Source organism: Ruegeria faecimaris, from assembly GCF_900182615.1.
Taxonomy (GTDB): domain Bacteria; phylum Pseudomonadota; class Alphaproteobacteria; order Rhodobacterales; family Rhodobacteraceae; genus Ruegeria; species Ruegeria faecimaris.
This window is the reverse complement of sequence record NZ_FXTE01000015.1, coordinates 25,307-40,066: the sequence shown is the minus strand read 5'-3', so window position 1 is coordinate 40,066 and position 14,760 is coordinate 25,307. Positions and strand designations below refer to the sequence as shown.

Below are 14,760 nucleotides of genomic sequence, written 5' to 3'. Positions count from 1 at the left end.
CTCGGATCAACAGCAATGGCTGGGGCATTTGCGAGGCCCGCTTCTGCCGTTGATCGGGACTTGTTTAACTTCGTTGATGGCAACCGTCTGGGCGACCAGAAGACTGCCAAGCATCGCTTGGATGCCGTTTTGCGGTAAATCAGCCGCATGGTAGCATAGCGTAAGATTTGCAGTCGGGGGGCAACATGGTCTTAACACTCGCACAAATGGAAGCTCAGGAAATATCCAAAGCAAATCCGATTTCAGCAACTGACGCGCTGGCAGTACTGATCGAAGACCCCAACGCACTTGTGGTGGACGTGAGGGATAGCGCTGAAACGGCGGCCACAGGTATCAGCCCCAGAGCCATTCCGGCTCCAGGTCGAGCCGTCGCTTGGATGGCAGTCCTTGAAAGTGAATACAGATCTCAAGAGTTACAGGATCGTGGAAGGCGAATTTTCACCACTTGTGGCGGAACTCCAAGCTACCGAGGCGCGGCAGCGGCAAATGTATTGGCTGCTATGGGTTTTCAAAACGTGCAGTTCATCGATGGAGGGATGGCGGCTCTGATCGCTGCCGGCTCCTCCACAGAGCAGCCTTAAGAAACGGCGAAACCAACGGTCTTGAGCAAACAGAGCAGGGGGGGGAATTAGATACGTCTCAGCTTCCAGAGTTGTGTCTCGATACGACTTGCGACTGAGATATAAGCCAGTTGACGAACACCTTAGCCTCGGGACGCTGAAATTCTGCTTGAGTCTGGATGTAATAGACGCCGAAGAGTGGCTCAGAGAACAACTCAATCATCCGACCAGATGACAGATCGTCCTCGAAAAAAGCTCGGGCAGAATACGTGATACCGTCACCCCGGCGAACCGCAGTCATGATCAGGTTCCCAGGCATGTGATTTATGGTCAATGGCTCGGGAGGTACGACCCCATGATAGGTGAGCCAGTCGGCCGCCTCGTTGGTGCCTAGTTCCTGCAACCAGGGCAGCTTCGTTAATGAGGCCGGGTCACGCAGATCTTGGCCTTCCACCAGTGAAGGTGCTCCGATCACGACCATGTCGGATACAAGGACAGTATCCTCTTCTTTTCTTGGCATGCGTCTATCGTGATACCGAATGGCGACATCGATACCACCTGGCTTAATCTGAACCAGTTCAGAAGTTGGGTTCAGCATCAAAGTGATCTCTGGATGTTGTTGTTGAAACTCTGCCATTCTCGGCAATAGCCACTCCACCGCGAATGCTGGTGACATGGTCACTTGAACGGGACGGTGTGCTGCATGTTCCGCCAGTCGTTCGACACCCCTTCCGATAATTTCAAAGCCGATACCCAGTTCACGTGAAAGAATGATGCCTGGCTCTGTCAATTCAATGCTGCGCCCACGTCTGGCAACGAGAGCTACACCCAAATGTCTTTCCAACGATTTCACCTGCTGGCTGACAGCCGCTTGGGTCACGTTCAAGCGTTCAGCCGCCACTGTGTAACTCCCTGCTTCCGCAACTGCTGAGAAAGCGCGCAAAGCGTTCATCGGGGGAAGGTGCAACCAATCCATACTGTAGATTTTCTATTGTTTAGTCAGACTATTTGAGTCGCATGATATCGGCATTCTTGACATTATTCACAGTGTAATCTGCGCTTCTATTATAAAATATTGGAGCGGATACTTTAGTGCCCATGTCAACCTAGCCGCATGCCAGGAGATTTTGATACGATGGAAAAACTTCAAGGTGGATGTTACTGTGGTGCTGTTCGATACCAGATCGCGACACCACCTGTCTGGTCGGGACATTGCCATTGTCGTTCATGCCAAATGGCCCTTGGTGGCGCCTTTGCAACTTGGGCTAAGGTAGCCGCCGAAGACTTCGCCGTTATCAAAGGCGAAATCCAACACATGGAGAAAACTCCGGGTATTCGTCGCGGGTTTTGTCGGGACTGTGGAACGACGTTGACCTATGCCGCCCTAAATGAAGTTGAGGGCCAAGACTGGAGCGCTGACGCTTGGTTTTCTGCTGTAACGTTGGACGACCCATCGATTGCGAAACCCAAGGCCCACGTCTTCGTGTCACATCAGCAGCCATGGATAAAACTCGACGACGGTCTGCCGACGTTTCTTGAGTTCTAACCAACTTTCCGAGCGCACGGAGGAGAAAGCGATGAACACTGCATACTCATATGCCTGCAAGGATTGCGAGGGTATGGAGGCCTGCCCAGGCAAAGTGGTTGCAGCGACTAAGGACGAAGTATGGAAACTCATGGAACTGCACACGGTAGTCGCCCATGGAGAAGATCCTAGTTCGTGGGACGCCGATACTCGAGAATATCTGGAAACACTGATAAAGCCCGCGTGATCAAATAAATTAGGCTTCAAATTCCTGCGGATACGCGCCACAGCTCACATCGCCAGCAATTCCTGATGAATTGCGACCATTGCCCAGGTGTCGCGCGTGCAATACGCCACAAGATCAGCATATACCTTAGGGCTGCAGCCGGACGCACCTGCGGACTGCCGTTGAAGACAAGTATTCGGAGCGCCTTTAATGCCGAAAATAGGCAGTTATTTTAGGTGATTAACGACCGGATACGAGAAGATCAGAGGCTATTGAGCCGATGCTTTTCGAGTATCCCGCAAAGCATAGCCTGTGCTTGCAGCCTGTGTTCTCGATGACGTTCACGGGCGGCATCTGGACGACCTTCACTGATCGCTTGAAAAACAACCCGGTGATCTTCATTAGATTTAACGGGCAGGGGCCTGATGAACAACGTCGTTGCGCGCGCGCGACGTACCTGGTCGCTCATCATGGCGACAATCGCTTCGACTCGTTTGTTGCCGCCTAACCGAACGAGCTCCTGGTGAAACAACTCGTCGGCCTCGGCCCAGGCTTCAAGGTCTTCGGCTTCGATGGCTTGGTCCATCTTTGCAATTGATCCGGCAAGTACCGCCAGTTCATCTTCGCAGTAGCCCGCTTCGGCAGCGCGCTGTGCTGCGAGACTCTCGAGTTCCGTTAGGATGTCGTAGATTTCGCGCATATCATCTGATGAAACAGGCAGTATCCGAACGCCCTTTCGGGGCCGCATTTCAAGCAACCCTTTACTTTCCAACATCAGCGCAGCTTCCCGTATCGGGGTGCGGGACATGCCAAGGGTTTCGGCGAGTTCCGATTCCAGATGATCAGTTCCGGCTGCAAGTTCGCCGGACAGGATCATCTGTCGCAAATCCCTGACAGCGCGTTGTGTATTAGAAAGAGTTTTTGCGTCCTGATCCTTCACGGGGTCTCCAGGTTGATTTTTCGTCCTTCCGCAGCTGAGAGATAGATATTCTCTTCAATGCGGATCACATCCAAATATTCTCGGGCCGTGTTTTCCAGCGGCGTGCCCCGTAGAAGGCCCGAAATGACGTGACTTTGCAAGGCGTGGACGCAGTCTCCTCCAAATCCATCATGATCGCTTGGAGGTAGAATCTGCTGTCGCTCCTGTTTTCCAAAACCGCGGAGTTCTACTGAACCATCGCCATTAAGAACCAGTGATCCTTCCGTTCCTTCGATGAGCGCTTCGCCCATGGTCTGACGCAGGTTTTTGGCGCTGTGGTCAAGGCATCTGTTGCCATCGAACAGAGCATTCAAACCGTTTGGGTGGTCAAACAGGATGAAACCTGCATCCTCGCCCGCGATAACGGGGTTAATTTGGCGCAAGTCCGCATAAACGGCGCTTGGCGCATCGAATAGAAACCGGAACGTGTCTACCCAGTGAACCGCTGTTTCATGAACCAGGAAACGCGGCATTTCCTGAAAGTACGGCTGCCGGTCTAGGTAGGCTCGTGGTCCCTGTCCGTCGCCGGGCCGAAGCCGGAAAGTAGCTTGGAGAGGTGTACCAATTCGACCCTCGGTCATCGCCACCTTGATCGCACGATACCAGGGCTGAAAGCGAAAATTCTCATGCACGACAATAGTTGCACCTACCGCCTCAGCCTCTGAAACAATCTTCTCAGCTTCATCCAGAGATAAGCAAAATGGCTTTTGGCAGATCAGCCACTTGATACCAAACCGCAATGCCGAGCGGATTGCCTCGGCCTGCGCCACAGGTGGAAGGATGATGTCCACGAGATCTGGTTTTTCCGCCTCCAACATTCTTGACAGATCATCGTAAGCGGCCAGTCCTGTTTCTTTCGCCTTGTTGATATCACGGTTGCAGGATGCAATCGGAACCGCTCCGGGCATTCGGGACCAGCTTTCGTAGTGGAACCTGCTGAAATACCCCGCACCCACACACGCGACACTGATGGCTTGTTGAGTATTCATGCCCGCATTGCTTCCAATACCGATGCGGCGGCACCCTTCGTTCCGGCCGTTCCACCTAGGTCACGGGTCAGGTTCTGTCCGTTCGCCGTCACCTTTTCCACGGCTTCACGCAATCGTTCGCCGTCGCTGGACAGGTCTGGATGATCATGGGTGAACCCCAACCATTCAAGCATCATTGCTGCGGACAGGATCATCGCAAAAGGGTTTGCAATACCCTGTCCCGCAATGTCCGGGGCGGAACCATGGCAGGGTTGGAATACAGCGTGATTCAACCCGATATCCGCTGATGGCGCCAGTCCTAGTCCACCCATGAGACCCGCACCAAGGTCTGAGAGGATGTCTCCGAACATGTTCTCAGTGACCAAAACGTCAAATTCCCAAGGCTTTTGAACCATCCATAGAGCGGTGGCATCAACATAGGCATGGTCAGCTTTCAAATCGGGATGGCGTGCGGCCTCCATGTCAAAGATAGATCTGAAGAATGCAAAGGCCCTAAAAACATTGGCTTTGTCGACACATGTAACCCGTCCTTGGCCGCGACCGGATGCCTTGCGGTTCTTGGCGAGTTCAAACGCGAAACGGAACAGTTTTTCGGACACCTCACGAGTGATCAGCAGAGTTTCACGTGCTTCGTGTTCCGTAACTTCGCCAGCGCCTTGGGTGAAGAACAGTCCTTCTGTGCTTTCGCGTATCAAGACAAAGTCGATCTCTTTTCCGGGGGGCAGCGCCAAGGGGGTAATTTGTCCGCTGCTTACTTTTACAGGACGCACACCAGCGAAAAGTCCCAGTTTCTTTCGCAAATCAATCTGCGGTGAAATCTCGGTTCCGTCAGGGTATCGAACATCCGGCAAGCCCATTGCAGACAGCAGAATCGCGTCGGCGTTGCGTGCAGTTTCGAGTGACCCAGCCGGAAACGATTCTCCAGTTTTGGTGTAGTGGCCTGCGCCTGCTGGTGCGTCTGTAAACGCCAGTTCGTAGGAAGGACTGCCGCGCGAAAGCTGGCGCAGAATTTCAAGCGTAGGGGCCATGATTTCCGGGCCGATTCCGTCCCCTTGGAACACTGCCACATCATAATTTTTCTTCATCTTAGCCCGCTTCCTTCCCGTTTCGCATTCATAGCGCGATTGCAGCTCTCACTACAGTCCGTTGACAACGCATTCTTTAATGTATACGCAAATAAATGCAATAATAAACGCAAAGTTGTTTGGGAGGACTTGGAAATGAAACTAAAGCTAGGGCGGTTGGCGGCCGCAGCCGTGATGGCGACCGGGATTACAGGGGCAGCTATTGCGCAGGATTATCCCTATCGTGACATTACTACAGCTGTGGTCTGGGGGGCCGGTGGCGGCACGGACACGATCAACCGAATGATCATGGCCGAGATGGAAAAACACCTTCCGGTCTCGATCAATGTGATCAATCAAACAGGTGGTGTCGCAGGCTCCAACGGGATGGTCTATGTCATGAACCAACCAGACGATGGTTATACATTGGTTGGTCTGTCAGAGTCGAACGTCACCGCTGCTGTGCAGGGTGGTTGGGATAAGAAATTTGATTTTTGGTATCCGTTCATTGTTGGTGGATCACCTGATCTGATCTCGGTCCCGGCGGACAGCCCTTACAATACGCTGGAAGAATTGGTTGACGCTGCAAAAGCTGCTCCTGGCACTATTCCAGCCGCGGCTTCCGGCGCGGGTTCGATCCACCACTTGAATCTTCTGGCCATCGAAAAAGGGGCCGGTGCAGAATTCAAGTTTGTTCCATACAAAGGCTCAGCGCCCGGTCAGGAAGCTGCGATAGCGGGCGAAGTCGCGTTGGTTGTGACGTCACTGGCTGAACAGGCTCCATTGATTGAAGGCGGTCAACTTAAACCGCTCGCGATGTTGACGCCCGAAGATGCGCAGATTGCAGGGGCTACAGTGCCTTCTGCCTTTGGCATCTATGACGGTCTTGATCAGTATTTGCCGCTCAAACAGGCCATCGGGTTTGCAGTTCACAGTTCAGCCGGGGACGATGTAAAGGCCGCGCTTGGTGATGCCTTCGAGCAAGCTATTGCCTCCGACACCGTCGCCGAATGGGCCTCTGCAAACAATTATGATGTCGGTGGTCAACACGGTGAAGAAGCTCAAGAACTGTTTGCGAACCTCGAGGCTACTTTTGCCTATACCTTGCAAGACCTTGGCGCTGCCACAGTGGATCCGGCCTCGCTGGGTATCGAGCAGCCCTAATCCGATCAATTTTGAAGGGGCGCGCTTGATCGCGCCCTTTCCCTCAGGAGGCAGGCAATGGACAAACCTGACGAAACACTGGTCATGCGGTCGCGCGACTTTTGGGCAGCAATTGTTCTTATAACAGTGTCCGTCTTTTTTCTTTGGAAGACATCGGACATTCCACTTTGGGGCGAAAACCGCGCAGGTGTAAGTGGATCGGATTGGTACAACTCGGCTGCAATTGTACCGCTGTTCATCTTCGGTGGATTGCTTGGCTTGTCCTTCGTTTTGCTTGCTATTTCAATCCGCTCAGGTGGTGCCCAAAACGCGCTTAGTGCTTTGGGCATCGGATGGGATAAGTCGGAAGCCTATCGAGCTTCTACAATAGGCCTGATCCTTCTTGCATATGTCGTCGGACTGGTTCCCAGAGTGGACTTCATTCTGTGTTCTGGGTTGCTGATTACAGCTTTGACTTACGGCTACTACGGGGGTCATGCGCGGCGTGCTTTGGTGGCCTGTAGCGCGGTTGTCTCTGCCGGGCTATTTGCGTTTGCTGTTTTCCCCGCGCAGGCGGACTGGAACGCACTCAGTGATGATTGGTTTACACTGGCTCTATGGGTCTCGCTTACACTTTTGGTGTTGAGCAAGGCGGTTTCCGAACACGTTTTGCGGTTCGTTCCGTTGGTGGCAATACTTGCCCCGCTCATCCTCGTTTGTGCGATGGCCTTTGTTTTCCGGCAGAACGTGCCCGCGCGCGGCGGGCTGATCTTCAAGCAAATCGAGTACCACTACTACGTGACGCTTCGTCCGCTATGGAAAGATTGACCGGATGGACTTTATCCTTTCGCAACTGGCTGGATTTGGGACCACATTCGTGGGCCTGGCAGTAGACCCGCTGACCTATCTGTATTTGATTGCATCCGTGTTCCTGGGTATAACGTTTGGCGCATTGCCCGGCCTGACCGCAACGCTGGCAGTGACGATCCTGACGGGTTTCTTCGGCAACAAGATCCCATTGGACTATTCGCTGATCGCTTTGCTCGGGGCCTATGTCGGCGCGATTTACGGTGGCTCTTATCCGTCAATCCTGCTGAACATTCCGGGCACGGCGGCCAGTGCGGCGACGGCCATGGATGGATACCCTCTGGCTAAAGCGGGTCGAGGGGGCGAAGCACTAGGGCTGACCACAACGGCCAGTTTCATTGGTACAGTTATCGGGACCATCACGCTTTTGATCTTTGTCTGGGCGTTGCTTTTGGTTTCAAAAAACATCGCAAGCCCGGAGAAAGCACTGCTTGCCCTGTTCGGCATTCTGCTTTCTGGCACTTTGATGAGCGAAGACCTGGTGATCAAGGGATGGATCGCCGGTCTGATCGGCCTTGCGATGTCCATGGTGGGGCTTGACCCTCTGTTGTCTGAACCGCGCTATACCTTCGGCTGGTCTTACTTGATGAGCGGGTTTCAGGTCGTGCCGGTTTTGATGGGGGCATTTGCCATTCCCCAAATCATCGACGGTTTAAGGCACGTTGAGGCCGGGAAAGCTCTGGCCCTGAAAGGTCGCATCCTTCCGAATCTACGCTCCATCCGACGCTACCTGCCCACCATTGGCCGGTCAGGGGTGATCGGGACAGGGGTAGGAGCACTTCCCGGCGTCGGCGAAGATGTCGCCGGTTGGGTCAGCTACGGTGTCGGTAAGACCGTATCTGCTGAGGGCGATAAGTTTGGAAAAGGGTCATTGGAAGGTCTGCTGTGCTCTGAAACGGCAAACAACGCCTGCATTGGGGGCGCACTAATCCCGCTTTTGGTGTTGGGCATTCCCGGTTCACCACCCGCCGCGGCTTTGATGGGGGCTTTCAAGATCAACAACGTGATCCCAGGTCCGACGATAGACCCCGAGATCATTCTGCGCGTGGTTGCAATACTTGTTTTGGCCTCCCTAACAATGTTCCTGATGGGCCTGTTCACTGCTCGGGTTTTCATCAGAATACTCGCCATCCCGCAGACTATCTTCTTGCCGGTTGTGATGGTTCTAACAACAATTGGGTCTTTCAGCGTCGGTGGTGGCATCAATGATCTTTACCTGATGCTTGGCGTCGGCGCCGTTGCCTATTTCATGAACCTGATGAAATACCCAATCGCGCCATTGGTTATCGGGGTTATTCTGGGCAGCCTGTTTGACGAAACCTTCCGCCGGTCGCTGTTCTTGTCGGACGGGGATCTTTCGGTCTTCTTTTCACGCCCGGGTGCGGCCATTCTGCTGGTGCTCAACATTGGCCTGATCCTCAGCCAACTGCCCGTTGCGAAGCGCGCTTTCTCACGTCTGAAAGGATTTTCCGTCTGATGTTTGTGGTTACTGTCACCTTCACTCTCAAGCCCGGTACGAGAGACACCTTTTTGCCGCTGATGGTCGAAAACGCTTCGACCTCTTTGTGTGAAGAAGCCGGATGCCAGCAGTTTGACGTTTGCCTCGGCGGCAATCCCGATACAGTTTTTCTCTATGAGGTTTATGATGACAGCGCTGCGTTCTCCGCCCACCTGGAAAGCGCGCATTTTCAGGCCTTCGATACGGCAGTGGCTGATATGATCGCTACCAAGGTAGTTCACCAGTACTCCGAGGTCATCCGATGAACGATTGGGAAATCCACGCCGTGAAATACGCGGATCGAAATGCGCGGACGCGAGCAGATAGTTTCATCATCGATGATAATCACAGCGCGCCTCATGCGATGGATTACTTCGTTTGGGTGCTCAAACGCGGCAACAAAGTCATTCTGGTCGATACTGGCTACGACTCCGATGAGGCCGCCGCCCGTGGTCGTCCCATTGCGATGGATCCTCGCGAGGCTCTGCGGCCCCTAGGCATTTCACCGGAAGCGGTAACCGAGGTTATCGTGACCCATCTTCATTATGATCACGCGGGGGGGCTGCATATGTTCCCGAACGCGAAGTTGCATATGCAATCGGCGGAGATGGCCTTCGCCACAGGCCCCTGCATGTGCCACGACCATCTGCGCGCACCTTTCACGGCTAGCCATATTTGCGAGGTCGTAAAGCGTCTCTATTCAGGGAACGTCGTGTTCTACGATGGAGAAGCCGAGATTATAGATGGGGTCACGGTGCACTGCATTGGTGGGCATTCGCGAGGGTTGCAATGCGTTCGCGTAAGGACGGAAGCCGGGTGGATGGTGCTCGCCTCTGATGCCTCGCATTACTATGAGAATTTCATGGCGCGCAAAGCCTTTCCCATTGTCGTCGACCTACAGGACATGATGGATGGTTTCGAGACACTCGAGAGGTTGGCCTCGCATCCTCGACTTATCGTGCCCGGCCATGATCCACTTGTGCGTGAGGTTTTTCCAGTCGGTGCAGCGCCGCATATCTATAGGCTAGACCCAGGGCCGACGAGGGACATCGAACTATGAAAATTGGTGTCATAGCGGATGATTTTACTGGTGCGAGTGATATTGCGAACACCTTGGCGAAGGGCATGGAGCCAGAAGGTGGGATACGAACCGCGCAGTTTCCGGGTGTTCCTAATATCCCGGTCGACGAAGAGATCGAAGCGGGTGTGATCTCACTCAAAAGCCGCACTGCACCGGTTGAAGAAGCCATTGCAGACAGTCTGAGTGCTTTGCGGTGGCTCGCGGATCAAGGATGCCAGCAGTTCATCTTCAAGTATTGTTCGACCTTCGATTCCACGACGAAAGGAAATATCGGCCCAGTTGCGAAAGCGCTTGCCGACGAGCTGGACGCGCAAAAGGTGGTTTTCTGCCCGGCCTTTCCGACAACCGGGCGCACCGTCTATCACGGTCACCTATTTGTGCTCGGTAAGCTGTTGCACGAGTCTGGGATGGAAAATCACCCTCTTACTCCGATGACGGATGCTAACATCAGGCGATGGTTGCAGTATCAGACCCAAGAAGCGGTCGGGTTGGTGTCAATTGACGCCGTGGAGCAAGGATCAGAGGCGATTGCTGATGCTTTGCAGAAGGCCGGCGAACGATTTGTAATTGGCGATGCGATTTCGGATGAAGATTTGTTGGCCTGGGGAGAAGCTCTAAAGGATGCCAAGCTCATTACTGGGGGATCGGGTATAGCACTGGGACTACCAAGAAACTTCCTGAGAGAGACTTCATCCAAAAGTGCTGGCACTGTGTTCACTGGTATCGCAGGGCCTGCCGCGATCCTTGCGGGTTCTTGTTCAGGTGCGACCCGCAGGCAGATTGAAATTCACGCGAAGTCCCATCCGACTTTCGCAATTGATGTTTCAGGTGTTATGTTCGGGGATGTGACCACGCAAACGCTTCTGGATTTCTTTGAAGAGCATTCGGGTCAGGCGCCGCTCGCGTATTCATCGGGGAGCCCGGATGATGTGCGTGCGATCCAAGGTCAGTTTGGTCAGGAAGCCGTAGCGGAAAAGCTGGACAATCTCTTTGAAGATACCGCGCGAGAACTTGTCCAAAAGGGCTACAAGCGGTTGGTTGTAGCTGGAGGTGAGACGTCGGGAGCTGTCGCCCAGGCTGTCTCTGAGGCACTGGGGTCACCGGCTATGTCAATCGGGCCAGAGATTGACCCGGGCGTACCTGTCCTGAGCGTTGGAAAAACTGAACCCATTACAATGGCTTTGAAATCCGGCAACTTTGGCGCTCCAGATTTCTTCTCGAAGGCACTGAGAATGATGGAGGCAGGCAAATGAGTTCTGAAGAACAGGCACTGCGAAGGCAGATGTCCGAGCTGTGCGCCTCGCTGTTTGTGCGTGGCTTTTCCGTTGGCACTGCGGGCAATGTCTCTGCGCGTTTACCGGACGGGATTCTCATGACGCCAACGAATTCGACTTTGGGCAATGTTGACCCCGAGCGAATTGCCAAGATTGATTTGGATGGCAACCACCTGTCCGGTGACAAGCCGACCAAGGAGATCTTTCTGCACCAAGCCTTCTATGAGACGCGACCTGAAGTGGGCGCCGTGGTTCATCTGCACTCGACTTGGGCGACCGCGCTGTCGTGTCTGGAAGACACCGATCCCAATGACTGTATTCCGCCGCTTACACCATACGTGGTCATGCGCGTAGGCACGGTTAAACTGGTTCCATACATTAAGCCGGGTGATCCAAAATCCGGTGATTTGATCCGCGAACTGGGCGGCAAGTATAGTGCTGTTCTGCTGGCCAACCACGGTCCCGTCGTATCAGGAAAGGATCTCTTTTCAGCAGTCTGTGCAGCGGAAGAGTTGGAAGAAACAGCCAAGCTGCTCGTGGCACTGCAGGGTATGTCAAACCGGATGTTGGATGTAGAACAAGTCGCAGAACTCAAAGAGGCTTTCGGAAGGATGTAGTTGGACACAGATAGGGAGGGTGTGCAAACTTTTGGGTAAATCGTGCAAAATTATGCGCAAATACCACGCAAAGTTATGGGCAAGAACATCTGAATTTAATGATTGAAATCAATAGCAGAAGCGCAGCGTTATGCGCGTCCCTACAATTTTTGTTGGTGCGCCCATAGCTTTGCAACTCGCCCAAAACATTGGGCGCATTAACCTACAACTTTTTTGGTTTGAGGTTCGATATCTTCGGGTCTCATTCTTGGCTGGTTTCGCAGCATAATCGTAGTACCGGGGAAGATTTTCGGATAGCCGCTACTAGCCCGAAGCGGACATCCAAAACTAGTCTTTGCAGTTTCCGAGATGCGGACTTTTCTGCGGTTCGTGGCAATCTGCCGAACTGGTGTTTCGGCCCTTACCGGACATTCACCCTTCTATCGGAATGGTGCAGCGCGGCCCGTCGAAGCGAACAGCCAACTCACGCGGGGAAAGCTCACTTTCCTTCAGGGCCAGATCCCTGATCTTCTCGCGCACTGGCGTGGGAATGCGGTTCCAGACCCGTGACGGCCGGGGGCAGCGGTCTTCAAGCGCCTCAGGACCACCGGAAAGATATTGGTCGTACCAGCGTTAGAATGTAGTCTTCGGGATACCCAGCTTTTCCAAAGTGCGTTTGGTCGGCAGATGGGATTGTTCGACCAGCTGGATGATCTCCAGCTTCTCAGATGCGGGGTATCTCATTCGTCGTCGTCCCCATCCGCGATCATGCTTTTTTTGAGAAGCCGCAGCTCAAGGGCCTGTTCAACAACAACCTCCTTCAGATCGCGCGCCTCACGGCGCAGATCCTTGACCTCGGTTGATGTCGCAGCACGTGCCGTGTCGCCAGCCAAACGTTTCTTTCCGGCTTCCGGGAACTCCTTGGACCAGCTGAAATACAGGCTCTGAGCAATGCCTTCGCGACGACATAGCTCTGCAATGCTGTCCTCGCCCTTCAGGCCATCCAGAACGACCCTGATCTTCTCTTCGGCAGAATACTGTTTGTGCGTCGCGCGGCGGATGTCTTTAACAACCTTCTCGCCGTGGCTCTGCTTGGTTCTGGGTTTCTTTCCCATCTCCACTCCTTGGCGGTTACGATGAGCCAGAAACCCTCTCTTATCAAATCAACCTAAACTGTCCCATTGGCGCTGACGTCAGACACTCAGTTAAGTACGCTAAAGAGTGCTGCATTGAGTGCCCTGATCTTGCTTTTCTTGCCGGTGGCAGAAAAAGCAGGGGAGTCACGAATTTGCCAGATGTTGTACGACGTATGAGTGACCAAAAGCTAAAACTAAGCTGCCATCAGACAACCAGCTTCGCCTGCGATATCGACTATGCAGTCATCGCCGGTCTGAATGCGAATTGCCGGGCTTTCCCCTCCGAGTTCCAATTTGGGTGAGGTTAACCAGAACGCGCATTGCCACGGCGTCATTTCACGTGGCAGGGCTTTCAACACTTTTTCCATCAAAGGAAGCGGGGTTCCATCCTCAGCAAACTGGAAAGATGGATAGGCGTTGGCCCCTTTGTAAGGCAAAGAAAGTACCTTCCCGGTTCTTGTCCAGATATCGGCTATCCGCGTGATTTGCCAGGAGCCATTTTGCCATTGTGCGTGCACGCCGGCATCGTCCAACAACGGATACTCAAGCGCAAAATCATCCATCCGGATGTCATTGACTGCGCTACAATGTCCCTCGAAACTATGCAAATACATCTACTTACTCACCGAACTCACTAACAACTCATGAAACGATACTGACAAGAAATCGTTCTAGCCAAAGTTAAGAAGTTCACATTGGGCGAATTAAACTTCAGCTAACCTCGCTATTTTAACCTAGCGCGCTGAAATTATTGTTGGTTTGCTTACAACGGCCCGCCGTACTGAGGCTCATAAAACCAGTTCTGAATTCGTGGCTTTGTTACTCATTGGGGTAGTAATCCTCACAATTTGAGGGCATTGGCCATGGATCTACCGAACCAATCTCTGGTTTGTGAGTGATCAACATCTACGTATTGGACAAAGCCGCCAGTCACTCTGTCAAGTATTGGAAACGAGTACCGAGCGTGGCCTCTCTTTTCTACGAACACGATCCTCTTCGTCTGACACTCCCGCAAGAAGACTAACAGTCCTGATCCTAAGATTAGCGTGACACCAAGCGCGCCGGGGAGGTTTTGCATTTCCACGGACCTAAAATCCTTTCTCTGGTCACAATACGGACTGACCATTCCAAAAATTCCCTACCGCCACCTTGAATTTCTGGGCCAACCATTCCACATCTTGCTCATGAGCAAAGAAACTCTCGCAGTTGGCGACATCAAATCACCCGCAGGCCCGGGTAGGCCTCGCGCCTTTGACGAAGCTGAGGCTTTGGAAAAAGCCTTGTGCGTTTTTTGGCACAAGGGCTACGAGGCCGCATCTGTGGATGATCTGACCAAGGCCATGGGTTTGAGCCGGTCCAGCTTCTATGGAACGTTCGTCAACAAGCAGACTTTGTTTCACAAAGCCCTCAGGCACTATTCAAGGCGTGGTTTGAAAAATCTGCGTGACGTTGCAGATGCGGGCGGAAATGACCCCGTTGGTGCGATTATGGAAGCTTTGGCGAACCCGCAAGGCGGTCGTGACGGCTGCATGCTGATCAATTGCCTTACGGAACTTGCCCCGCATGACAATGAAGTGGCGGCTCTCGGGCGACAGCATTTGGAGAGTATTGACGAGATTATTGCAAGAGCGCTTGAGCCTTCGGATCCGGGACAGGTACTCAACAAGGCACGCGCCTTTGCCTCCCTTGCAATCGGCACACTAGCCTTGCGCAAAGCGGGTGTTCCCGCGGATCAGATATCACAAACCCTGAAACAAGCCCGGTTGGTGATTTCGCCATAAGGCCTCCCCTAAAAATAAGGGTATGAAACGTAACACAAACT

16 protein-coding genes and 1 pseudogene are annotated in these 14,760 nt (G+C 53.3%); 11 read left to right on the top strand and 6 right to left on the bottom strand.

Going from position 1 to position 14,760, the window contains the following annotated elements:
• Window positions 1–185: 185 nt before the first annotated feature.
• Window positions 186–581: a rhodanese-like domain-containing protein gene (locus FN806_RS17650; protein WP_142639581.1), complete on the top strand. Its 396-nt coding sequence runs from the start codon at window positions 186–188 to the stop codon at window positions 579–581.
• Between the two features lie 58 nt (window positions 582–639).
• Here the strand turns inward: FN806_RS17650 and FN806_RS17645 are convergent, their stop codons facing one another.
• Window positions 640–1,512 (bottom strand): LysR family transcriptional regulator, encoded by an 873-nt coding sequence (locus tag FN806_RS17645; protein WP_185956738.1) that lies wholly within the window; start codon window positions 1,510–1,512, stop codon window positions 640–642.
• Between the two features lie 162 nt (window positions 1,513–1,674).
• Between FN806_RS17645 and FN806_RS17640 the strand changes: the two genes are divergently transcribed.
• Both FN806_RS17640 and FN806_RS17635 read left to right on the top strand, forming a co-directional pair.
• Complete coding sequence (locus FN806_RS17640; protein ID WP_142639577.1) at window positions 1,675–2,106, top strand: GFA family protein; 432 nt, start codon at window positions 1,675–1,677, stop codon at window positions 2,104–2,106.
• 31 nt (window positions 2,107–2,137) lie between these two features.
• Window positions 2,138–2,332: a DUF1059 domain-containing protein gene (locus FN806_RS17635; RefSeq protein WP_142639576.1), complete on the top strand. Its 195-nt coding sequence runs from the start codon at window positions 2,138–2,140 to the stop codon at window positions 2,330–2,332.
• Between the two features lie 241 nt (window positions 2,333–2,573).
• Here FN806_RS17635 and FN806_RS17630 read toward each other — a convergent pair whose 3' ends face one another.
• The 3 genes from FN806_RS17630 to FN806_RS17620 are packed head-to-tail and all read right to left on the bottom strand — an operon-like array spanning window position 2,574 to window position 5,364.
• Window positions 2,574–3,251: a GntR family transcriptional regulator gene (locus FN806_RS17630; protein ID WP_142639574.1), complete on the bottom strand. Its 678-nt coding sequence runs from the start codon at window positions 3,249–3,251 to the stop codon at window positions 2,574–2,576.
• Window positions 3,248–4,279 carry a Gfo/Idh/MocA family protein gene (locus tag FN806_RS17625; RefSeq protein WP_142639572.1) on the bottom strand — a complete coding sequence of 344 codons (1,032 nt, stop codon included), beginning with the start codon at window positions 4,277–4,279 and terminating at the stop codon, window positions 3,248–3,250. The genes FN806_RS17630 and FN806_RS17625 overlap by 4 nt, the downstream gene beginning before the upstream one ends.
• A complete protein-coding gene (locus FN806_RS17620) occupies window positions 4,276–5,364 on the bottom strand; it encodes an isocitrate/isopropylmalate dehydrogenase family protein (RefSeq protein WP_142639570.1) in 1,089 nt (362 codons plus the stop codon). The genes FN806_RS17625 and FN806_RS17620 overlap by 4 nt, the downstream gene beginning before the upstream one ends.
• Before the next feature lie 135 nt (window positions 5,365–5,499).
• Here FN806_RS17620 and FN806_RS17615 point away from each other — a divergent pair, with 135 nt between their 5' ends.
• Genes FN806_RS17615 through otnC form a run of 7 tightly spaced genes read left to right on the top strand, consistent with a single transcriptional unit; the run spans window position 5,500 to window position 11,823 of the window.
• Window positions 5,500–6,507, top strand: coding sequence for a Bug family tripartite tricarboxylate transporter substrate binding protein (locus FN806_RS17615; protein WP_142639568.1), 1,008 nt, complete (start codon window positions 5,500–5,502; stop codon window positions 6,505–6,507).
• A 57-nt stretch (window positions 6,508–6,564) separates the two neighbouring features.
• Window positions 6,565–7,314 carry a hypothetical protein gene (locus tag FN806_RS17610; protein ID WP_142639566.1) on the top strand — a complete coding sequence of 250 codons (750 nt, stop codon included), beginning with the start codon at window positions 6,565–6,567 and terminating at the stop codon, window positions 7,312–7,314.
• A 4-nt stretch (window positions 7,315–7,318) separates the two neighbouring features.
• Window positions 7,319–8,830: a tripartite tricarboxylate transporter permease gene (locus FN806_RS17605; protein WP_142639564.1), complete on the top strand. Its 1,512-nt coding sequence runs from the start codon at window positions 7,319–7,321 to the stop codon at window positions 8,828–8,830.
• Entirely contained in the window at window positions 8,830–9,117 is a 288-nt protein-coding gene (locus FN806_RS17600) for a putative quinol monooxygenase (RefSeq protein WP_142639562.1), read from the top strand. The genes FN806_RS17605 and FN806_RS17600 overlap by 1 nt, the downstream gene beginning before the upstream one ends.
• The gene (locus FN806_RS17595) at window positions 9,114–9,911 is read left to right on the top strand and encodes an N-acyl homoserine lactonase family protein (protein ID WP_142639560.1); all 798 of its coding nucleotides are present in this window, start codon (window positions 9,114–9,116) and stop codon (window positions 9,909–9,911) included. The genes FN806_RS17600 and FN806_RS17595 overlap by 4 nt, the downstream gene beginning before the upstream one ends.
• Complete coding sequence (gene otnK / locus FN806_RS17590; protein WP_142639558.1) at window positions 9,908–11,185, top strand: 3-oxo-tetronate kinase; 1,278 nt, start codon at window positions 9,908–9,910, stop codon at window positions 11,183–11,185. The genes FN806_RS17595 and otnK overlap by 4 nt, the downstream gene beginning before the upstream one ends.
• Window positions 11,182–11,823, top strand: coding sequence for a 3-oxo-tetronate 4-phosphate decarboxylase (gene otnC / locus FN806_RS17585; protein WP_142639556.1), 642 nt, complete (start codon window positions 11,182–11,184; stop codon window positions 11,821–11,823). Before otnK ends, otnC begins: the two co-directional genes overlap by 4 nt.
• Window positions 11,824–12,258: 435 nt before the next feature.
• Here the strand turns inward: otnC and FN806_RS17580 are convergent.
• Window positions 12,259–12,917: pseudogene (locus tag FN806_RS17580) on the bottom strand (transposase); the annotation flags it as partial.
• 215 nt (window positions 12,918–13,132) lie between these two features.
• On the bottom strand, window positions 13,133–13,501 hold the full coding sequence (locus FN806_RS17575; RefSeq protein WP_142639554.1) for a hypothetical protein: 369 nt from the start codon (window positions 13,499–13,501) through the stop codon (window positions 13,133–13,135).
• A 621-nt stretch (window positions 13,502–14,122) separates the two neighbouring features.
• On the opposite strand from FN806_RS17575, the gene FN806_RS17570 reads away from it, so the two are divergent.
• On the top strand, window positions 14,123–14,719 hold the full coding sequence (locus FN806_RS17570; protein ID WP_142639552.1) for a TetR/AcrR family transcriptional regulator: 597 nt from the start codon (window positions 14,123–14,125) through the stop codon (window positions 14,717–14,719).
• Window positions 14,720–14,760: the final 41 nt, after the last annotated feature.

What these genes read in the sequence shown, in the direction of transcription:
- FN806_RS17595 (WP_142639560.1), top strand. Translation starts at nt 9,114, where the DNA reads ATGAACGATTGGGAAATCCACGCCGTGAAATACGCGGATCGAAATGCG.
- FN806_RS17610 (WP_142639566.1), top strand. Translation starts at nt 6,565, where the DNA reads ATGGACAAACCTGACGAAACACTGGTCATGCGGTCGCGCGACTTTTGG.
- FN806_RS17620 (WP_142639570.1), bottom strand. Translation starts at nt 5,364, where the DNA reads ATGAAGAAAAATTATGATGTGGCAGTGTTCCAAGGGGACGGAATCGGC.
- FN806_RS17600 (WP_142639562.1), top strand. Translation starts at nt 8,830, where the DNA reads ATGTTTGTGGTTACTGTCACCTTCACTCTCAAGCCCGGTACGAGAGAC.
- otnC (WP_142639556.1), top strand. Translation starts at nt 11,182, where the DNA reads ATGAGTTCTGAAGAACAGGCACTGCGAAGGCAGATGTCCGAGCTGTGC.
- FN806_RS17645 (WP_185956738.1), bottom strand. Translation starts at nt 1,512, where the DNA reads ATGAACGCTTTGCGCGCTTTCTCAGCAGTTGCGGAAGCAGGGAGTTAC.
- FN806_RS17575 (WP_142639554.1), bottom strand. Translation starts at nt 13,501, where the DNA reads ATGGATGATTTTGCGCTTGAGTATCCGTTGTTGGACGATGCCGGCGTG.
- FN806_RS17640 (WP_142639577.1), top strand. Translation starts at nt 1,675, where the DNA reads ATGCCAGGAGATTTTGATACGATGGAAAAACTTCAAGGTGGATGTTAC.
- FN806_RS17650 (WP_142639581.1), top strand. Translation starts at nt 186, where the DNA reads ATGGTCTTAACACTCGCACAAATGGAAGCTCAGGAAATATCCAAAGCA.
- FN806_RS17570 (WP_142639552.1), top strand. Translation starts at nt 14,123, where the DNA reads ATGAGCAAAGAAACTCTCGCAGTTGGCGACATCAAATCACCCGCAGGC.
- FN806_RS17615 (WP_142639568.1), top strand. Translation starts at nt 5,500, where the DNA reads ATGAAACTAAAGCTAGGGCGGTTGGCGGCCGCAGCCGTGATGGCGACC.
- FN806_RS17605 (WP_142639564.1), top strand. Translation starts at nt 7,319, where the DNA reads ATGGACTTTATCCTTTCGCAACTGGCTGGATTTGGGACCACATTCGTG.
- otnK (WP_142639558.1), top strand. Translation starts at nt 9,908, where the DNA reads ATGAAAATTGGTGTCATAGCGGATGATTTTACTGGTGCGAGTGATATT.
- FN806_RS17635 (WP_142639576.1), top strand. Translation starts at nt 2,138, where the DNA reads ATGAACACTGCATACTCATATGCCTGCAAGGATTGCGAGGGTATGGAG.
- FN806_RS17625 (WP_142639572.1), bottom strand. Translation starts at nt 4,279, where the DNA reads ATGAATACTCAACAAGCCATCAGTGTCGCGTGTGTGGGTGCGGGGTAT.